At 38.1% G+C, this 19,897-nt stretch carries 20 protein-coding genes; 10 read left to right on the top strand and 10 right to left on the bottom strand.

The window, feature by feature from the left end:
* Nucleotides 1–35 precede the first annotated feature (35 nt).
* Both CIK00_RS03780 and CIK00_RS03775 read right to left on the bottom strand, forming a co-directional pair.
* Nucleotides 36–650, bottom strand: coding sequence for a nitroreductase family protein (locus CIK00_RS03780; protein WP_101767601.1), 615 nt, complete (start codon nucleotides 648–650; stop codon nucleotides 36–38).
* A gap of 107 nt (nucleotides 651–757) precedes the next feature.
* Entirely contained in the window at nucleotides 758–1,720 is a 963-nt protein-coding gene (locus CIK00_RS03775; protein ID WP_101767600.1) for a DMT family transporter, read from the bottom strand.
* A gap of 170 nt (nucleotides 1,721–1,890) precedes the next feature.
* Between CIK00_RS03775 and CIK00_RS03770 the strand changes: the two genes are divergently transcribed.
* On the top strand, nucleotides 1,891–2,409 hold the full coding sequence (locus CIK00_RS03770) for a MarR family winged helix-turn-helix transcriptional regulator (protein WP_101767599.1): 519 nt from the start codon (nucleotides 1,891–1,893) through the stop codon (nucleotides 2,407–2,409).
* Nucleotides 2,410–2,656: 247 nt separating this feature from the next.
* Nucleotides 2,657–3,871: an IS256 family transposase gene (locus CIK00_RS03765; RefSeq protein WP_101767598.1), complete on the top strand. Its 1,215-nt coding sequence runs from the start codon at nucleotides 2,657–2,659 to the stop codon at nucleotides 3,869–3,871.
* Between the two features lie 83 nt (nucleotides 3,872–3,954).
* Here the strand turns inward: CIK00_RS03765 and CIK00_RS03760 are convergent, their stop codons facing one another.
* Nucleotides 3,955–4,992, bottom strand: coding sequence for a DUF5677 domain-containing protein (locus tag CIK00_RS03760; protein ID WP_101767597.1), 1,038 nt, complete (start codon nucleotides 4,990–4,992; stop codon nucleotides 3,955–3,957).
* A gap of 144 nt (nucleotides 4,993–5,136) precedes the next feature.
* Here CIK00_RS03760 and tnpA point away from each other — a divergent pair, with 144 nt between their 5' ends.
* The 3 genes from tnpA to tnpC are packed head-to-tail and all read left to right on the top strand — an operon-like array spanning nucleotide 5,137 to nucleotide 7,376.
* Nucleotides 5,137–5,442, top strand: a complete 306-nt coding sequence (tnpA, locus tag CIK00_RS03755) for an IS66 family insertion sequence element accessory protein TnpA (RefSeq protein ID WP_010555472.1) — start codon at nucleotides 5,137–5,139, stop codon at nucleotides 5,440–5,442.
* Nucleotides 5,439–5,792 (top strand): IS66 family insertion sequence element accessory protein TnpB, encoded by a 354-nt coding sequence (gene tnpB, locus CIK00_RS03750; protein WP_024605589.1) that lies wholly within the window; start codon nucleotides 5,439–5,441, stop codon nucleotides 5,790–5,792. Before tnpA ends, tnpB begins: the two co-directional genes overlap by 4 nt.
* A 57-nt stretch (nucleotides 5,793–5,849) precedes the next feature.
* Nucleotides 5,850–7,376, top strand: a complete 1,527-nt coding sequence (gene tnpC, locus CIK00_RS03745; protein ID WP_373322852.1) for an IS66 family transposase — start codon at nucleotides 5,850–5,852, stop codon at nucleotides 7,374–7,376.
* Between the two features lie 110 nt (nucleotides 7,377–7,486).
* Here tnpC and CIK00_RS03740 read toward each other — a convergent pair whose 3' ends face one another.
* The 3 genes from CIK00_RS03740 to CIK00_RS03730 are packed head-to-tail and all read right to left on the bottom strand — an operon-like array spanning nucleotide 7,487 to nucleotide 9,563.
* Complete coding sequence (locus CIK00_RS03740; RefSeq protein ID WP_101767631.1) at nucleotides 7,487–7,933, bottom strand: hypothetical protein; 447 nt, start codon at nucleotides 7,931–7,933, stop codon at nucleotides 7,487–7,489.
* A gap of 44 nt (nucleotides 7,934–7,977) precedes the next feature.
* Entirely contained in the window at nucleotides 7,978–8,928 is a 951-nt protein-coding gene (locus CIK00_RS03735) for a hypothetical protein (RefSeq protein WP_101767595.1), read from the bottom strand.
* A complete protein-coding gene (locus CIK00_RS03730) occupies nucleotides 8,925–9,563 on the bottom strand; it encodes a Fe(II)-2OG oxygenase family protein (protein ID WP_101767594.1) in 639 nt (212 codons plus the stop codon). Before CIK00_RS03730 ends, CIK00_RS03735 begins: the two co-directional genes overlap by 4 nt.
* A gap of 340 nt (nucleotides 9,564–9,903) precedes the next feature.
* Here CIK00_RS03730 and CIK00_RS03725 point away from each other — a divergent pair, with 340 nt between their 5' ends.
* Nucleotides 9,904–10,662, top strand: a complete 759-nt coding sequence (locus tag CIK00_RS03725) for an IS5 family transposase (RefSeq protein WP_101767593.1) — start codon at nucleotides 9,904–9,906, stop codon at nucleotides 10,660–10,662.
* A gap of 31 nt (nucleotides 10,663–10,693) precedes the next feature.
* On the opposite strand, the gene CIK00_RS03720 is transcribed toward CIK00_RS03725, so the two are convergent.
* The 4 genes from CIK00_RS03720 to CIK00_RS03705 form a co-directional block, all read right to left on the bottom strand.
* The gene (locus tag CIK00_RS03720) at nucleotides 10,694–11,158 is read right to left on the bottom strand and encodes a Tn7-like element transposition protein TnsE (RefSeq protein WP_267893085.1); all 465 of its coding nucleotides are present in this window, start codon (nucleotides 11,156–11,158) and stop codon (nucleotides 10,694–10,696) included.
* Nucleotides 11,159–11,257: 99 nt separating this feature from the next.
* A complete protein-coding gene (locus tag CIK00_RS03715; RefSeq protein WP_101767591.1) occupies nucleotides 11,258–12,946 on the bottom strand; it encodes a hypothetical protein in 1,689 nt (562 codons plus the stop codon).
* Nucleotides 12,947–13,180: 234 nt separating this feature from the next.
* Nucleotides 13,181–13,660, bottom strand: a complete 480-nt coding sequence (locus CIK00_RS03710) for a hypothetical protein (protein ID WP_144043145.1) — start codon at nucleotides 13,658–13,660, stop codon at nucleotides 13,181–13,183.
* A 38-nt stretch (nucleotides 13,661–13,698) separates the two neighbouring features.
* Complete coding sequence (locus CIK00_RS03705) at nucleotides 13,699–14,547, bottom strand: thioredoxin fold domain-containing protein (protein ID WP_101767589.1); 849 nt, start codon at nucleotides 14,545–14,547, stop codon at nucleotides 13,699–13,701.
* Between the two features lie 526 nt (nucleotides 14,548–15,073).
* On the opposite strand from CIK00_RS03705, the gene CIK00_RS03695 reads away from it, so the two are divergent.
* From CIK00_RS03695 to CIK00_RS03685, 4 genes are all read left to right on the top strand, one after another.
* Nucleotides 15,074–15,859 (top strand): hypothetical protein, encoded by a 786-nt coding sequence (locus CIK00_RS03695; RefSeq protein ID WP_101767587.1) that lies wholly within the window; start codon nucleotides 15,074–15,076, stop codon nucleotides 15,857–15,859.
* Nucleotides 15,828–16,016 (top strand): hypothetical protein, encoded by a 189-nt coding sequence (locus CIK00_RS21160; protein ID WP_144043144.1) that lies wholly within the window; start codon nucleotides 15,828–15,830, stop codon nucleotides 16,014–16,016. Before CIK00_RS03695 ends, CIK00_RS21160 begins: the two co-directional genes overlap by 32 nt.
* Nucleotides 16,017–16,126: 110 nt before the next feature.
* Complete coding sequence (locus CIK00_RS03690; protein ID WP_101767586.1) at nucleotides 16,127–18,739, top strand: methyltransferase; 2,613 nt, start codon at nucleotides 16,127–16,129, stop codon at nucleotides 18,737–18,739.
* Nucleotides 18,740–19,292: 553 nt separating this feature from the next.
* Entirely contained in the window at nucleotides 19,293–19,883 is a 591-nt protein-coding gene (locus CIK00_RS03685) for a recombinase family protein (RefSeq protein WP_101767585.1), read from the top strand.
* Nucleotides 19,884–19,897 lie beyond the last annotated feature (14 nt).

The raw sequence follows: 19,897 nt of genomic DNA, 5'->3' as shown, positions 1-19,897 counted from the left end.
CCAAACATACTGACATTAGCATCAAGGCATTATTACTACAGCCCAAACACTTTGATACGTTCACTGGCTGACTGATAGGTTTTTTCGCCAGCTGGCTCAACGATGTTACCAAATGGCATTTGAGCAACCAGTTCCCACTGCTTAGGAATTGAAAAAGCTGATGCAATATCATTATTGATTAGTGGATTATAATGCTGAAGATTTGCACCAATATTTAAAGCACTCAATTCTAACCACATAGCATATTGATGCATTGCTGAGGTTTGCTGCGCCCAAATAGGAAATCTATCAGCATATAGCTCAAACTTATCTTGTAACGATTGTATAACCTCCTTATCTTCGTAAAACATAACTGTACCCACAGCCGCACGAAAACCATCCATTTTTTGTTTACTACCTGAAAAGTCGTTACTGCCAACCGCCTTACGTAAATGGGTTTCGGTGATATCCCATAGCTGCTTATGCTGCTTACCAAACAACACTACCAGACGTGTCGTCTGTGAGTTGAAGGCTGAAGGGGTATTTAGTATTGTGCGCTCAGCAATATCAATAATTGCTTGTGGTTTTACCGTTAAGTTGCCACCTAAAGCATAAATGGACCGACGTTTAGTGAAGGCTTGTTGCAGGTTGGCTGAATTGGATTGCGGCATATTTTTATCCTTTTAAATTTTGTTAAATAGAATGTTATTTATATCGTGTGATTAAGGTTGGTCAGGCTTATTGAATAAACTTACAAAGGAAATCAAACTTTTTAAATTCAGGTCTTATCAGGCACTTCAAGTTTTTGTTTCGATAGTGTCATCATTTTCATACCACCCCATGTAACAAGTGCTACACCGAGTGCAATCAAAGAGGCGCCTAGAATGAGTCCGTCCGGTGGAGATTCACCTTGTAAAAAAACAGCGACAGGTACACCTACAATTGCTCCAACAGATCCTAATAAGCTTAATAAAACCGGGCCACCCGTTTTTTGAAGTAGAAATAATAACTGAAACTGACCGGCGAATATGAAGGCCTGTAAGGTAATTAAACCAAGTGGCAGGAAACCTCCCAGTGGAACAGTAAGTGAGAAGTCAGGTAGGAGGCTTGTTGCGCCAAGTAAGACTACAGCCGCAATAAGCATGCCTGGAGCAAGCGCATTGGGAGACGCTCCTTCCGGCCAACGCAATGTACGATAGAGGTTACCAATAGCGAGCAAAACAGGGCCACAGAGTGCTATCAAAATCCAAAACACACTGGCATCTGGTGCAGAAAATTTACGGGCAGCTAGGACACCTGCACCGGCAAGTGCAGCTGCAACCCCAAGAGCTCGAACAGTCTGAAATCGCTCCATCCCTAACGCTAGTGCCCCAAGATAGGTGAGAAGTGGTGGTAAGGAAATGATTAGGGCTACAAAACCGGCACCGACATGGGGAATAGCGGAAAAGAAAAGTAAGTTAGAGCCTGCAACGCTGACCAAAGCAGAGATAAAGTAATATTCAAAGCTGCGTTTGTTGAGAGGTGGAAGCTCATGGCGTAGTAACGCAATAACTAACAAGATTGTGGCAGCACCAGCAATTGACCAAAATAAAAAGGCAAGCGGAGACAAACCTATTTCACCCGCATATTTTGCAACGTTGGTAGAGATACCAAGTAACGCGCCTCCAACTAGAAGACACATTAAAGGAACTAACCATACACTTCTACAAGGAGAGCTATTTCGCTCTGTAAATTTAGTCATATAATATCCTAACGGCCGAAAATGACCTTAATGTCAGAATATCATTATATATCTTGATGTCAAGATAATAATATTGCTACTATTACTGCCTATGAGGAATTTTCAGTAGAAATAGACATTCTAATATCTCCAAAATCATAAATATTCTAATCATAACGAGGAGTAAATCAATGCAAACTGAAGGGTGTACACAAGAAGATGCAGTACAGAAGATTATTAGCCAGTGGCAAAACCAAGGATTTGCTACTGATAGTTTGTTAGCAATGGAGACTATAGGCCGTATAAAGCGGTTAGAAGTTATATTAATGCGAAAGCTATCTGCTAACTATAAGATAAATTATCAAATATCACATTGGGAATTTGATGTGTTAGCGACATTACGACGCACAGGCACCCCATATTTAATGAGCCCAACCGTTTTGTTTGATAGCATGATGGTGAGTTCTGGTACGATGACCAATCGCTTACAACATTTAGAAAAGAAGGAACTTATTGAGCGCATTGATAACCCAGAGGACAAACGAAGCTTATTAGTCAAACTAACTTCCAAAGGCCTTAACTTGATCGATAGAGCAATCGCATCACATGTGCAACTAGAGAATGACTTGATGAAGAATATTAGTAAAGAAGAGCTGCTTATCATCAATTTGCTATTAAAGAAAGTTGAAAATCAGCTTCCCAAAACTTAACTCTATATAGAGATAAATAAGATATAAACGAGAATAACTGAACTTACTCTCGAAAAGCTTGCTTAATGTACATTGAAATTACACCGGTAATCCCACCGAAACTCCACAACCTATGAAGGTGGTTGATATCAGTAGCCTACAGCCTTAGATTCAAGTCCTCACTAGGGAACCGAACTAAGGAAGGAGCCTGAGGGAGTTTCCCAAACTTTGTGTAACTGCTTATAATCCACCAACCGGAGAATAAGCAATGACTAACCAATCTGATATTAAAAAGCTGGCTGAGCAAATGGCTGGTAGCATGAAAAGCTTCGATGACATCAAAGACTTCCAAAAGCAGCTCATGCAATCCTTTATCGATACTGCCCTTGAAGCTGAGATGGAAGACCATCTCGGCTACCCCAAACATGAAAAGGCGGATAAGCCAAACAAGCGCAATGGACACACTAAAAAGACCGTCCGCAGTGACACAGGCGATCTTGAGATATCCACCCCAAGAGACCGTGATGGCGCTTTTGAACCTGCCTTAGTGCGTAAGCATCAAAGTCGTATCTCAGGTCTTGATGATAAAATCATATTCCTTTACGCCAAGGGTCAAACCACCACCGAGATTGTAGAGAGCATCAAAGAGCTCTACGACGTTGATATATCAAGCTCTCTTGTCTCAAGAGTCACCGATAACATATTAGATGACATCACCACTTGGCAGAACCGGCCATTGAGTAGTGTTTATCCTATTGTCTATCTAGACTGCATTGTCGTTAAAGTACGTCAAGACAAGCAGATCATCAACAAGGCTGTCTATCTGGCGCTAGGCGTGGGACTTGATGGTAAAAAAGAGCTGCTTGGTATGTGGTTATCAGAGAATGAAGGCGCTAAGTTCTGGCTAGGTGTTCTCACTGAACTACAAAACCGCGGGGTACAAGATATCCTCATTGCCTGTGTCGACGGCTTAAAGGGCTTCCCTGATGCCATTAATACCGTTTACCCCAAAGCCAAGGTTCAGCTGTGTATCGTACACATGGTGCGCTATTCGATGAAGTTTGTACCCTGGACAGACAAAAAGGCCATAGCGGCTGATTTAAAAGCCATCTACAGCGCTGATACGCTTGAGATAGCAGAGGCCAACCTTGAGAACTTTGATGAGGTGTGGGGGGATAAGTATCCGCACGTGGTTAAGTCTTGGCGTAATAACTGGGAGGGCTTAACGGTGTTCTTTGAGTACCCGAAAGACATCAGAAAAGTGATTTATACCACCAATGCGATAGAGTCGCTAAACAGTGTGATTCGGACAGCGGTGAATAAGCGTAAGGTGTTCCCCTCTGATCAGGCAGCGTTTAAGGTAGTCTACCTAGCAACCCAGCAGGCGTCTAAAAAGTGGTCGATGCCAATCCGTAACTGGACGTCTGCCCTGAATCGCTTTATGATTATGTTTGATGACCGTATAAGCAGGCATTTAATCTAAATGGCAGTTACACAGAATTTGGGATGGGCTCGAGCCTGATAGGTTCGCCGTAGTTATACTATGCTGTAGTCAAATCGTTCCGTTTACTCAGACTTGAAAAACAAATCGCCAATATCTTCTTTTAATTTCTCAATTACGTGTTGCGTAATCAAAGTATCAATATTCGAATATATATTAAGTAATCCGACTGAGATCTGCGAAAGAGATAAAGCTGTCAATTGAGCAGGATCAGTCATACCTGAGTTGCTTGCTCCTACTAGCAGAACGTCTTCTTTTGCCTCAGCTAGGCCAAGCTTGCTATTAATACCATGTGCATTTGCATGTATGTTTTGGCTTGCCCATTTATAATATGGTCGAAAGTGATCAAGTTCTACAGCTTCTTCAATATTGAAAAAGTTAGGTTTTTTATTGTTTAATACGTTTGCTGCCCAACCGTAACTAGTCTTGAATTCTTGCCCATACTTACTAAGTAATTCTTCATAAGCTAACTTACATTCCATTAATTCTTCTTCAGAGAATTTAACGATATTTAGTCTTGGCTCGTAGTGATTGTATTGCGTCATACCTTTATAAGACTCTACTACTTCATGTTGACGATAACGAATGGAAAGCTCGTTCTCATGAGTACTTAGAAAAAGAGCTGTAACTACTACCTCATGTAATGCGCGCCATCGTGCGTGAGCACCATCAGCAAAACCGCCTTTAAGTAACCAAAGTATCTCTGAAGAAATATGACAGGCTCTAGCATGTAAGCGAACTAAAGTGTCAAATTTTACATTATTCTCTCGAGCTGCCCGGTCTCTATTGGTATTATTAAAATCTTCCCCTATTTCAGAACATGTAATAATAAAAATCTCTAAAGCATCAAAGCCGCTTTTCCATCTCTCAATATTTCTATCTACGAACCCATCTGCATAGTCTCTAATTAATTTCAGATGATTTTTGGATTCTTTATTTAATGATAAGACAATTGTATCGGCTAACTCTGGGATAGTTTCATTTATGAAATCTGAAGCAGAAGAGTTTATACAAGATTCTAGCTCAGCTTTTGATAAACGACAATCGGCGCTTTCAACAGTCTTATACAACATTTTGTTAAATATGTCTTGGTAAGTATTCATTATTTACTCTAAATTCATATTAATAAGTTATATCAGTTATTGAAAGATGGTGATCAAGATAAACGTAAGCGCGCAATTAACCCCACATACCAATATTAATGCTACCTATGCATAATTTACTCAGCATATTAACCTGAGGTAATTATGAATAAACAGCAAAAAATAAAACACTGGCAAGGCATTTTTGAGCAGCAAAAATCGAGTGGTTTAGCCATCATTCAATTTTGTCGTGATAACAACATTAACGCATCGACTTTCTATGTTTGGCGTAAACGCCTTTCTGACGAAACGATAAGGGTTAAAAAGCAACAGGTGATCCCGTTTGTTATTCATGAGCAAGCCTTTACACACCCTTCAATCATTAAACTCACCACACCAAACGGCTATCAAATAGACTTCGAGTCGACATTAGCGCACCAAGCACTCGCCAAATTATTGAGCGTACTGTGACACCTTGCACCCACCAAGTTTACTTGGTCACGGGATTCACCGACATGCGAAAATCAATCAATGGGTTAAGTATTATTGTCAGCGATACCCTATCTCTCGATCCTTTAAGCCAAGCGTGGTTCGTTTTTTGTAATAAACAACGCGATAAATTAAAAATTTTGTTTTGGGATACCAATGGTTTTTGGCTTTATTATCGTCGCTTAGAGCAAGGACGATTTCAATGGCCAAATCATGCTCAAGCACACGTAGCCATGGGGATTGAACAACGGCAGTTACAATGGTTATTATCTGGCTTACCGGTAAATAATAAAACCCGCCACTCAACTTTATCAGGGTTATCAGTGATGTAAATTAACCAGATCGTTTTTTTTACTTGAACGATCTTTCCCATGTGTCATGCTATTAAAATGCCAGACACTATTCTCATCACCGAACTACAAAATCAGCTTGCACTTATGCAGGCTAAGCTTGATGGCTTAGAAAAAGATAAAATTTCACTGCAAGAAGATAAGGTTGAAATGCAATCGCGGATTGACCACTTGCTTGCTGAGCTTAAGTTAAGTAAATCCCAAAAATACGGTAAAAAAAGTGAAAAAGCCCCACGGGGCACCTTCAATGAAGCGGAGCAGCATAAAACGACTGAGCCGCCTAAACACCATAAGAAAGGTAAACAAATACTGGCTGAGCACTTTGAACGAGAAGAGGTTGAGCACACCTTAACCGAGTTAACGTGTCAGTGTTGCGGTGAACAACTACATCAATGTGGTAGTGAAGACAGCGAGCAAGTGAAGATTATTCCGGCGAAAGTCAGTGTCATTAAGCACAAACAATTTAAATATGCTTGCAGACATTGCGAGCATGAACAATTGGCCAGTAAAATAATCACCGCGCCTAAACCCAAGCAGCCTATTCCTGGCAGCATTGCGAGTCCAGAAGCGTTATCGGCGGTTGTTACGGGCAAATACTGCGATGCCTTACCGCTTTATCGTTTCGTTGACATACTGGGCCGTGGCGGCCTTGAACTATCGCGCGGAACATTAGCTAATTGGTGTATTAAAGCGGGCCTGCTAATCAGCCCCTTAGTGGCAGCCATGCAACGTCACTTGCTTAGTGAGAACAGTTTATGTGCCGATGAAACCCGTACACAAGTGTTAGATGAAGGTGACAACCCTAGCAGCAATTCCTACATGTGGGTTTATCGCAGCAATGAGGTCAGCCGTGAGCCTGTCGTGATTTACGATTACCAAGCAGGTCGAAGTCGCGCTTGCGCAAAAGAATTTCTTGCCGGTTATCAAGGCTATTTACAGTGCGACGGTTACCGTGTTTATGACGGTATTGAAGGCATTACCCCTGTTGGTTGCTGGGCACACGCTAGACGCAAATATAACGATGCCTTAAAAGCAGAGTCGAAAAACAAAGGTCGAGCGCATAAAGCCATCAGCTTTATCAGCCAATTATATAAACTGGAAACCCACGCTAAAAACAAACAGTTATCTCCTCAAGCGCGGTATCAGTTACGACAAGAAAAAGCCTTACCCATATTAATGCACTTTAAAGCGTGGCTTGATGAAGCCGAAGGTAAAGTAACGGCGGGGAGTTATATTGGCAAAGCGATAAAATACACGCTTAATCAATGGCCGAAATTAATGCGGTATAGTGAAGATGGCGAACTAGGGATTGATAATAATATTACTGAGCGAGATATTCGGCCGTTTACCACGGGTAGAAAAAACTGGCTATTCTCAAAATCGGTTAATGGTGCTCAGGCCAGCGCGATACTTTATAGTATTGTGATGACCTGCCGTGCCAATGACATCAATCCTTATTACTACTTTGTGCATTTATTTAAAACGTTGCCGAATCGAGATGAGGGTGATGATGATTTTACCGACCTAATGCCGTGGAATGTGCAGCTAGACTTCGATTATAGCTAAGCGCACTGCTTAAATGCGCGCTTACAGATAAACATGAAGGAATAATTGCTATTGATTTTATCATTTTTCCCAGTAGTCAATGTAGCTGTGCCTGACTCCGTAAAAGTATGCTATTTTTTAGGTAGACTATTAAGAGTATTTATTACCCAGCTTTGCATTTTAGTCCCTTTTTCATACGAATATATGTCGTAAGCTTCAGGGTACATTGATTTAAATTTTTCAAGGAATTCATTAGGTGAGTATTCGCTGTCATTGAAGGCTCTTTGAACAACCCCTAACTTCTTATTAATATCTTTGACTAAGTGACCTTTTCTCTTTCTAGGTAGGTGAACTTGCTCGCCAAAATTTTGTAATGCAAGAAATGCCTTATGTTGAACAGAGTAAACTCTATCGTTCATCATTAAGCGCCACAATATATCAATACTTTGACGACACTTGTACTTCTCAAGTATATCAATTGCCTCATTTCTTGATTTATAACTAATTTTATTATTAGCAAGTGTTTTTAGATTATCAATATCCTCAGGTACAGCATCAATATATTCGTTTTTAGCCATTATAGAATCCATTTTTATATAATTATTAACTTTTGCTGCTATCATTAGAATGGTTCGTTGTTGTCTTCAAACATAGCAGCCCGCATTTCTTCTTCAATATCTATTCCAAAGTAATCCATAGGTAAATAGTGGTTAGTAGCTGTATAGGTATTTCCTAACTCACACGCTACAAGTTTGGAGTAACCCAGTATTTTCAAACCACAAGCTGTACATTCAAAACTGGATGGGAGCATAGATTGTTTCTCAACAATTCCGTCATCGACAATTTCGTTTCTAGGCACACCAATTGAGCTTCCTTGTAATAAAGCAACGCTATTACAAGCAGGGCATTGTACTCTGTGCCCTCTATGCTTATTTGAGAGTAATTCAGCTTGTGCTATTAGTTGCTCTTTTTCCTCTTCCGTCTTTTCATTCCAGATGACGGTATGTGCGTGAATAGTTCCTTTAACAGATTTGGCACTTGCATCGCGTAAAGCTTCTATATGAATTTCCGCTTCGGCAGCAGTTTCCGTTCCAAATAATGTAGATAAGGTTTCTCCTGACGATTCCGATAACACCTTACAAACCCAATAAAACATTGGCATCCATGAGGAAGAACTAACATCGTCAAAAGGTAATGAACCTGAATGTAGCTCACTATTCCTTTTGTTTATATGTATAAGACTAAAGCTCAACATTTCAGTTGTGAAATCAGGAAAAAGACTCTCTGCTCTTCTTAATAAATCAGATATATCTGCAGATTTGGCAATAAATTTTTTCTGATTGGGGGTCTTGTCCAAAGCGTATAAAATATTATTCCAGTCCTTTCCATCAGCAACCAACGTTGGTGATATATTTGAGATAGACGCACGAACTAGTATCTCTAACGTTAAAGCAGACCAAAATCCAAACTCCCAATCAGAATGGTTTTTCTCTAGCATTTTTTCAGCATAGCGTTGAGCTTTAGAAAAAAAGGAATGTTTAGACCATTCATGAGCTGTTCTTGTAATATTCAAATTATCACCTTTTCAAAATAAATTCTTTCTATTTTCCTATTCATTTCTTTCTCAGATATAGGATCTCTTGCATGAACCATTCGCCAATTATCGATCAGTAGACAGTCACCTTCTTTAGCAAGACTCAGGTTGACTGCTTCCGTTATATTTAACTTATCTTGAATAAGTAAGCTTAATTTTTTGGCACTATTATTGATAGGCTTAATGAAAATGGAATCCCATCTAAATATTTCGCCTTCCTTGATTTTTAATATATTGGCAGTTCTATCTAAAGTTTTTCTTGGTTTGAAGTGAGACCTACTAACAAGTACAGAGTCAAGAGAGTCACATAAATATCTGCTATCGATGAGTTTTGTATAAACATTTGGTGCAGGAGTAACACACCTTAGAAGAAAAAACCTTGGTGGAGTATGCCAGTGTGCTAAATCGGTATGAAACGGGAACTCATCGATCCCAAAGTTACCACTGTACGTACTTTCATGTTCATCTTTTTTAAGTCTTGGTGTGAGAGTCTGAACCAAAGGCATTGTTGGAATCTTGAATACATCACCAACGCTTTTTGCTACATCAAGTATTGAGCTATTAGCATCACTTGATATGAAAACATACCCATTTTCTTTTAGTTGATGTAGCAATGCCTCACCCCTTTATACCTATCAGACTATCATTATTATCTACTAACATGGTAAGCGTCTCCAATAAATAGAAGTAATCAAAAGAAGCGATTATTTGTTCTATAATACGATAGAACAGCGTACCCAATACATACTGCTTAAAGTCCTAGCCATCGACTGAGCCCCGAACCTCGTTTGCAATTTGCCAAATTTGGCGGTGTAGTTCGGCACGTTGTTGATTGCTTGTTGTCATAAAAAAGACCTGTAAAATTAGGGGCTGTATAGAATTGGGAGATAGTTGAAAAAAATAAGCAACGCCTTACACTCTTGTTTACCACAACAAAGAGAAAAGGCGTTACTTATGGCTCGTACCATGCTCACTGATGAACAATGGCAAAAGCTGTCTGATATATTGCGACAAATTAACATATATAACAAGCCCAATCTAAGACGAACAGTCGAAGCGATGTTGTACCGCATACGTATTGGCTGTCCATGGCGCGACTTACCAACCTGCTTTGGCAAGTGGTCTACCGTATATCATCAATACCGCTATTGGCGTAAAACGGGTAAATGGCAACAACTGATGTCCATAATGACAGCAGACTACGATAGTGAATGGTTATTTATAGATGGTAGCGTGGTAAAAGCACATCAGCACAGTACAGGCGCTGCCAGTTGTCGTGATGAAGCCATCGGCACCAGCGTTGCTGGCAATAGCAGCAAGTTACATCTCATGGTTGATGCTTGTGGTAACCCTGTTCATGTGGCGCTGACAGGAGGCCAAGTACATGATTCTAAAATGGCCAACGCTTTAATTAAAAGTACCATCAAAAAAGAGACTAAGGCTGTTGTAGCAGACAGAGGCTATGATAGTAGCGACATAAGAGATTGTATCTTTGAACATTGTGCTGAGTCAGTAATACCCGTTAAGTCCAACTCTAAAAGCAATAACGATACGCTAGATTGGTACTTATATCGCTGTCGCCATTTAGTAGAAAACGCCTTTGCTAGGTTAAAACACTTCAGAGGCATTGCTACACGCTATGATAAGCTTAAAGCCAGCTATGAGGCTGCCGTAATTCTCGCTTGTGTCTTTATCTGGCTGCCGCTGATTTGAATTCTATACAGCCCCTAATGTTTATAGAATATCAAGATATGTGGCAATCACCCCAACCATAAGATACTTGTTTAGGTGTTACTCTCGTTTTCAGAGAATAAGAGCAATTTTTTTGCAGTCCACTCAACCATTTTTGTATCACCCTTTCATTGAACTCTTTTTCATAAAAGCCAATAGGATGATGGAGTGTATTGGAATTATCAAACAGCGCCGCCACATCTGTCCAAGATGGGGACCCTTTGACTACCTTTGTCATAAACTCTGGTATTTTGCGTTCAAGTTGGTCGTAGCTGTCAACCTTAACGATAAGCGTCGATAGGCGTGTATCAATATCTGCAGCATACACCTCAAAGAGTGAAAATCCTTGATTAGCATACTGAAATCTAGCTTCCATCATGGTGCGTGGAAGTCCACTTTTTGTCCTGTATCTACGACAGTATTTCACCTTAGGAAGCTCGTGATATTTTATGGTTATATTATCAACAAAATGCTGCACTTCGAACAATTTCTAAGCCCGATGCTTCTACACACCCCTACTCAAATAATTTGGAATATTTTAATGCTCAATAGAGAATTACACAAATACAGAAAACAATTAGTTCACTACTTGCAACCAATTATCTATTGCAGTTTTAACCCAATTGGAACTCTCGCCGTTCGTGTGTTTAAAATATTTGATGGTACTAAATCCAGATATTTCACTTACATCGGCCAACCGACCGTTATTTCTAAATAACTGACTTAAAATTCGTCGTATCGCATCTCTTATAAAGATATCTTCATTTGCTACTTTTATAACAATACCGCTAGTTTGGCTGCCTTTTTTCTGACAATCAAATATATAAAAAAGCCCATGTTTTTCAAAACTCAGACGCATAACGAAAACTACTTCCACACTAGAGTCATACTGCGCTATATGCATGCCATGCACCGTCTCACCAATAAATATATTATCGTTAGCCAAATTTACGCAATCTATGACTACAGGTGAGTAGCCCGAAGTGACTTTAAGATCTTGAGCATAACGTAATAGACGCTCAAAGTTGTTCTTTATTGGATGAATCGCACCACTCTCTACTAGAACTTGGATCCTGCCAATATCACCATTAGCATTGCCGTCCTCTCCATCTGAAAAGGTGTTGGGCTCATGTTGAGGTAACCTTACAACCTTTGAGTTACAAGTATCTATAACTTCATCTAAAGTTAAATCCTCGCTCTTCACAAGCGCCCTTATCTTACCTATCTGCTCTATTCTATGCCTTACTACAGCAGTGGTTATATTATTAGCATCTCTTTGAGCCTCTAATATTATTTCATCAGATTCAATAGTGTTGTAGATTGGTTGAAACTTTAATGTTTGAGGTTCAACACCTTCACCGTATGTGGCAGAATTAGGCTTATCTATCCTGTACTCTATTTCAGATCCCTGTGGCATAGACATACCTAAAATTTCGGTACAAAGTATGGTCTGATCATCAATTTTCAAACCTAATATCTTAAGTTGAATTTCTTGCTTATGATAAGGCTGAGCCATTAGAGAAAGGTACTGCCTATCATTTCTAAGCATTCTTGAATTGAGATTCCAAACTACTTTTTTGGTATAACTATTTGTTTTCAAATAGAATAAGAATACAGCGTCGGCAATTACACATCGATCAGGTATGGTAATCAGATCACCGTAGTTATCATTTATATTCAACCTTTCTTCGGCTTCCTCTTTGTGATAACTAATTAGAACTTTATTGATTTCTTTCGATACCCCATAGTGTGCAACAAAAAATAAAACCGATGGGATAACTATTTTAGTATTACCAGTCTGTACAACGAGGTTTGTATTAGAGTCTGTTTTAATGTCATCAACTGGATAGTTATCAGGCTCAAGAATATAATCGCCTTTATTCGCTGAAATACCAAAATGGTTAGTATATGTAAGGTTTGGGCGTTCTTGTTGCTTATCGTTATATGCATCTAACGTGGTATATAATGTTTCAAAATCGTACTTCTCCTCACAGATACCATCAACCCAAATAGACCCTATAGGTAACTTTAATATTGATTTGATTGATACTCCGACTACAACTTGTTTTTTGGTAGTAGAATTTAGAAAGTACACTTGAACCGTTTTACGTCTACGATAATAGTATATTTTCCCATACCACAGTACGACATACTCAGTCTTTGGATTATAATAACTCCCTAGACATACCTCAAAATATTTTCGGATATTTACCATACCCATATACTTAACTTTTTTACCATTACTCTTGAATAACGTATCAAACATAGCTCACTCTCAATCCATTTGTGTTAGGTAGCGAGTTAGCTATTTTAGTGAGAATTACTTTAAGAGAATAGAGAGTATCAAGGATAGGTTTATGACATCTATTCTTGGAATATGACATCAATTGTTGGAATTGACACCTTGAAATTTGTGGCGACATAATAACGTTGTTCGTTAAAATCGCAAGAGAAAATATAAAATAATCAAGTATAATGCAAAAAAAACCGCCAACGGCGGTTATATTAATCCCTTTTCACAATAATCAGAAAAAGGTCGCATCCTTTTTGATACGTAGCCTAAATTCCTTAATCGCATGTCAACTTTAGCCACGGCTAGTTTCCGTTGAGTTGTATTAATCATTTGATTAAACACGATAGCGGCATATTCAGAGTAATCATCATCAGAAATACCTAATGCGATGCTACACCATCGAGGAGCATCCATTGAGTATGTATAATTAATAATCTGTGTCGGTGTTTGCGCTTGCATATACTGTTCTAACGCCCAAGCATACCGTCGCAACTCTGTTTTTAGTAGTGGATTACCAATTACTGACTCATCAATAATTTCATCAACATCATCACGGACATTATTAAGATTATTATCTTGGCCGACAATCTTTAAATCTTTAGAACTATCATAATCATTTGTTGCTGTTATGGCTTTTGCGTATGTTGATAACGACAAACCCACAAATCCGACGATTACAGTGGACAAAACAATGTTCTTTAGATTAATCATCGTCAACCTCGATCCTATTTTCCTATACGTTCAGCATTTAACTGTTCAGCCAAAGCAATCAGCTTACTTTGTTCCATGATACCGCCAACATGCACTTTGCCATTTAACATATAAACTGTTGCTGGCGTTCCCTTTGCGCCTAATCTCTGCATTAATTCTGAATTACCTGAAATTGCAGCTTTGGTTGCTTCTGTTGCTACAGATACTATCGGTTCAGACTTATGAAGAGAATCTACGTGTAGATCCCAAGCTTCAGACGGATTAGCTTGGTCGAACACATGTTGAATAACACCATTACTTTTTTCAGATAGAAATGAAACCGGTACCCATTTAACGTTTAGTCCATTTTTAATTAACGGTTCTAGTTGCTGATGGTACTTGGCACACCAACCGCAGAATGGTTCAACAAAAACATACATTGTACCTTTGTCGCTTTTATATTCAGGATGAGTATTAATTACGCCCTTATCACTCAAAATGTCTTTATAAATTGCGGAGTAATCAGGTTTAGGCATTTTTTCATTCAAATACTGATCTGTAATATTGTATCCGTTAGCATCGATTAACGGTCCAGCAATGACCATGTTATCGTTTGTAGCCCAATACAGATGGTACTCTCCATCGCTCTCAACTAGATAACCAACATAATTTCCATGTTTAAAGGTTTCAACTAATTTAACCACCCCATTTTTAATTAGCTGTTCTAGCTGCGGAGGTGCAATTGCTGCATGTTTAACTTCAACCTTTTGTTTATCTACATCTTTTGAATCTTTAGTCGAATAGCTGTACGCATTAAATGCTGTTCCACACAAAAATGATCCGAATACGCTAGCGACAATTAAACTTGTTAATTTTTTTTTCATTTTTTAGCAACTTACTTAAATTTAATTTGATACGCGCCAGTGCTCATTATAACTAAATGAACATGGCTTATGATGTTATTTAGATAGGTATGGTTATGACAATTAAAAATGCTGGCTATCTTTTTAGCCCAAATAGCATTAATCATTACGGGGGTGGTATGGCCATGAACATTAATACAATAAAGGCTCACAACAGAACATCCACAAATCATACGTGCTTGCAGAGAAAATGACTTTGTGTTTTTAGAGCAGTGAAAATCCCACAAAGATGAGGCTACATCTAAGAGCTCCATCTTTGTAGTATTCATAACATCGCATTCATTAATCATCAATCAATATATCCTACTAAATAATTCAACCGCATAGTTTAAAAAGAAAAAACAGATAAACCATCTCAAAAAGCATAAATATGAGGTGGATTTTGTAATTAACATACGAAACTATACTAATAGACTATCAAAATAGAACACGATTTCAAAAGTTATTGTTAATATGTCTTCTGCAAATCAATAAAGACGACAAATCGATGAACAAAGCTATCATAACAACAACATTAATTGACATTGTTTTAATGTATTTACTTTACTCTCTGCAACATTTTTCTTTTAGCATCCATGTAAGAATGTTTTCTAAAGGTATAAATTCATCTGCTATTATTGGCACACCAATACATGAACTAAGTCACTGTTTATTATGTATATTATTTAGGCATAAAATACATAAAATTTCGTTATACAGTCCTTCTGCTGATGGTACTCTAGGTAGTGTGGTTCATTCATTTAATAAAAATAATTTATTCGAAACTGCGGGGAGTTGTTTTATTGGTATTGCGCCTTTATTTGGTGGAGTGTTAGCGATTTACTTAGTGAACAACATCTTGCTTCCCGGTTCAAACATCAATAATATTTTTCTTAGTGTAAGTACGATAAAACTCAGTGGTTTGACGACAATATCTAATTGTATGCTGCTTACTATCAATGAACTTTCAAGAGAGTTACTTACATTTTTAACGTACGATTCTTTTTGGCGATTGGTGGTATGGGTCTATCTTTCAGGATCTATTGCATTGCACATGTCACCATCTAGAGCTGATCTTCATAATAGTATTACTGGTATTATCGCTATGGTATTAATCCTGAGTGTTAGTTACTTACTATTACCGCAACTAACCCTTACTTTTATTTTTAGGTTACTATCTACACTAACAATTATACTTATCATTTCTTTAATTTTAGCTTTCATCACCTTAATTACTACACTCGCCGTTGAGGTGGCAGTTAATGCAATTCGCAAATGCACAACAACCCATTAATGGTTGCTTACCCTTATACCTTCAAAGTTGCCCGTTATTCTGCGGTATTCCACTTACCCTTATACCTTCAAAGTTGCCCGTTATTCTGCGGTATGTCACTTACCCTTATACCTTCAAAGTTGCCCGTTATTCTGCGGTATGTCACTTACATAATTAACGAGTTTAAGCCGATAATTCAATAAGTTGTACTAATAAAATGGGGGTAGCGCGTATAGAAAACCATGTGAAAATATTTGTACAAGTTAATTATTTATACGTAGGTACATTATGTTTTCAAGTTTAAATACTCAGGCTCAAAATGTTAAAACCATTGTATATGGTAGTGGTCAAACAGCCTTATTTTTTGGTGACGATGAAGATCTTAATCGCTTCACTGATCGTTATAATAGCAATCATAAGAAAGATTATATTTTAACAGCGGCTAAAGATTTCCTTTTGTCCTCGGCCTTAACAATGCCGACAACACCAAGTCAACGTTTTAAAGCTAACGTAATTGCACTAAAAATATTAAAAACGTTACGTGAGCGTAATAGTGCGGCTACTCTATCCGAGCAACAAAAACTTGCTTCTTACTGCGGTTGGGGGGCTATAGCTTCTATTTTTGATAACTCAAACAAAAAAGAATCTGACAAACGCGATACCTTAAAATTGTTAATGAACAATGATCAGTACATAGCTGCAAGAAAATCGACCACCAATGCCTTTTATACACCTCATTTTTTAAGTAAGGCATTATTCAAAGCAATCGAAAAATCAGGGTTTAATGGCGGCAATATTGTTGATCCTTGCGCGGGGGTTGGTGGCTTAATTAATGCTATGCCTCAAGATATGCTTACAGAATCTAATTTAACTCTTGTTGAATTAGACGATCTTTCAAGTGAGATATTAGAACATTTATACCCATCAGCGAAACTGTATGCAAAAACTGGCTTTGAGAGTCTACAGTTTAAATCCAATACAGATTTACTTGTAATCAATCCCCCGTTTGGTTCAGATAAAGTGTTTGATGTTTACAACTCAGACTTAAACGGATTAACTATCCATAATTATTTTATGTGTAAAGCAGCCTCTTTGCTGCGTGATGGTGGTTTAATGGCAGCCATTGTCACTACATCATTTCTTGACGCTAAAAACCCCACAGCTCGAACACAGCTTGCCAAAATGGGGCGTATTGTCAGTGCATTACGCCTACCTATAGAATGTTTTAAAAATCACGCAGGGGCTAATGCATCAGTGGATGTTATTATTTTTCAACGTGACGAAAATATCAACGGTTATGCTGACTGGATAAACACACAAACTGTATTCACTGACACAAATGTTCAATACGAAATTAATAATTTCTTTATAAATAATCCCGATCAAGTGTTGGGTGAAATGGTCAGTATCGGCAATTTTGCAGGTAAAGGCATACAATGTGTAAATAACTCAACAGATCTAGTGGGTGATATACAGACAGCCATAAAATCACTTATTCCCGATGGTATTTATAAAGAACCTAATATCGTCGTCGAAAAACAGCAAAACTTTCTCGATGCTGTATTTCCAATTTACACCGATGTTACTACTACTGATTATATTCTTGTCGGTGGTTACTCGGTTAATACATCAAATGATGTGTGCATTCGTATTGCTGACTCAGAAAATGGCGAAAAATTATTTGAGGTTTGTCAGGAGATCACAGGTAAACGCGCAGAGCGAATTAAACTTATGATCCCAATTAAACAAATATTATCTAAATTACTAGAAAAAGAGCGTTTAGATAATGCATCCGAACAAGAATTAAACTCCATTCGCAATGAACTTAATAATGTCTATGATGCTTTTACTTCGAAATTTGGTTTTATTAATGAGTCAACGAATAAACGGGCGTTTAATAAAGATCCATCATATACAAATATAGCCGCTTTAGAGTTAAATTTTGAATGTGGAGTAACTAAAGATCAAGCGAAGCGTTTAGGTGTTATCTACACGCCACCAAAAGCGACCAAAGCAGCTATTTTTTCTCAGCGTGTCATTTCACCTTTTAAGTTACCAACACACACAGAAACCGCCTTAGACGCTCTATGGATTACATATAGTCAATTTCACACCATCGATTTAAATAACATCGGTCTAATGTGCGGTAAATCTGAAACAGATGTAAAACAAGAATTAATAGGCTCTACCATTTTTAAAGATCCGCAAACTAATTTATATGTTTTTAAAGATTCATACTTGTCAGGTGATGTTAAAACGAAACTAAAAATTGCAACAGAATCCGCGAAAACTGACTCTCAATACTTAATAAATTGTACGGAATTAACAGCAATTCAGCCAAAAGAAGTAAACGCAATTGATATTAAAGTCGATATGAATGCGGGTTGGCTCCCAAAAGAAATTGTTTGCCAATTTATTTGTGAAACATTAAACGCGCAGAGTGTGGAAGCTGAATATTTATTAGGGATCTGGAATATTAGGTGTATCGGTGTGCCGTATTTAACTGACACACAAAGATTTGGTCTGCCAAACTATACCAGTACAAAAATCATCACTCGTATGATGCAATCACGTAATTTAATTGTGACATACACAATTGATGGTAAGCGTTATGTAAATAAAGATGAAACCGTACAGGTCGAGGGTATCGCCAGCGAGATCCGTACCTTATGGCAGGAGTGGGTCTGGAAAGACAAAACAAGACGGTCTAAATTGCAGGACCTTTATAACGAACGTTTTAATCGATGGGTGAAGCCTCAATATGATGGTTCGATGCTAACTTTACCCGACATGAACGAGTCAATAAAACTACGCAAACATCAATTAACTTGTGTTCGAAGAGCACTTGAACAACCTACTCTTCTCGCTGATTTGTCAGTTGGTAGCGGTAAGTATATTTAACCTTTATTCTGTAAAGAATAATGTAAAGGAAGAGGTCAACCCTACCCTTTTAACAGATACGCACACTTCAAATAAGAAAATTTTTAAATGATGCTTCATATTCAGCTCATTCTTCAAATTGCATTTATGCTGTAGCGAATCCATCTGTCAGAGTCGAAATAATTATCAAAGTAATGATAGAAACGTTATGACCATCTTAAGTAGCATATCAATGTAATCACATGTTCTAAATTTATCTACCGGGGATAAAGAACAGGATCCAAATTCACCTCAAACATCACATAAACTGCTTATTTTTCGATTTGTTGTCATTAACATACGATAAAAAAGAGGCATTATTATTTTGTTAACCATGTTGCTTAATCCATAAATCATCGCACCAACACAATGAACGCCCCAATAGGTACCCCTTGAAAATTCGTATGCTTTTAATTATGCCCTACTGCATACGGATAAATATCCCCTATTTCGTATGCTTTTGGTGTTTACTTTTCGATATGCACACGATACATTTAGCACATAATAACCATAAGCACACGACGGGAAAGATAAAATGGAATTTGCATACGTTCGAGTATCAACAACAACACAAACAACAGATAGCCAAGTTACGGATATTTTAAAAGCATATCCTAGTATCGAAATATCAACCGATATTTGTAGTGGAACAGTACCAGCAACAGAGCGTGAACAATTAAGCCGATTACTGGATAAATTAAGAAAAGATGATGTGCTGGTAGTTTGGTGGATTGATCGCTTAGGCCGTGACTATCACGATTCAGAGACAACTATCCGCGAGCTGTTAAACCGTGGTGTGACAATCAAAACCATTAATCAGAATATGACCTTTGCTTACTCCGGTAATGATATGCAAGACATGACAACCAATATTCAATTGACCATGATCACTGCAATGGCAGCAGCAGAACGCAAAAATCGTTTAGCCAGTGCTGAAGCTGGACGCCAAGCAATTAAACAGGATCCGAAGCTATGGGCTAAAAAGTTTTCAGGACGTAAGCCAAACATGGAACGTAAGGCAAAAATTATCGAACTGTTAGAACAAGGCTTATCCGTCCGAGAAGTGGCCATGCAAGTAGGATGTAATCCTAGTACGGTTCAACGGGCTAAAAATTTGATACCGTAATGAATCTTATATAC

Source organism: Photobacterium carnosum (genome assembly GCF_002849605.1).
GTDB lineage: Bacteria > Pseudomonadota > Gammaproteobacteria > Enterobacterales > Vibrionaceae > Photobacterium > Photobacterium carnosum.
The sequence above is the reverse complement of the archived record's forward strand: the minus strand, read 5'-3'. Positions and strand labels throughout refer to the sequence as shown.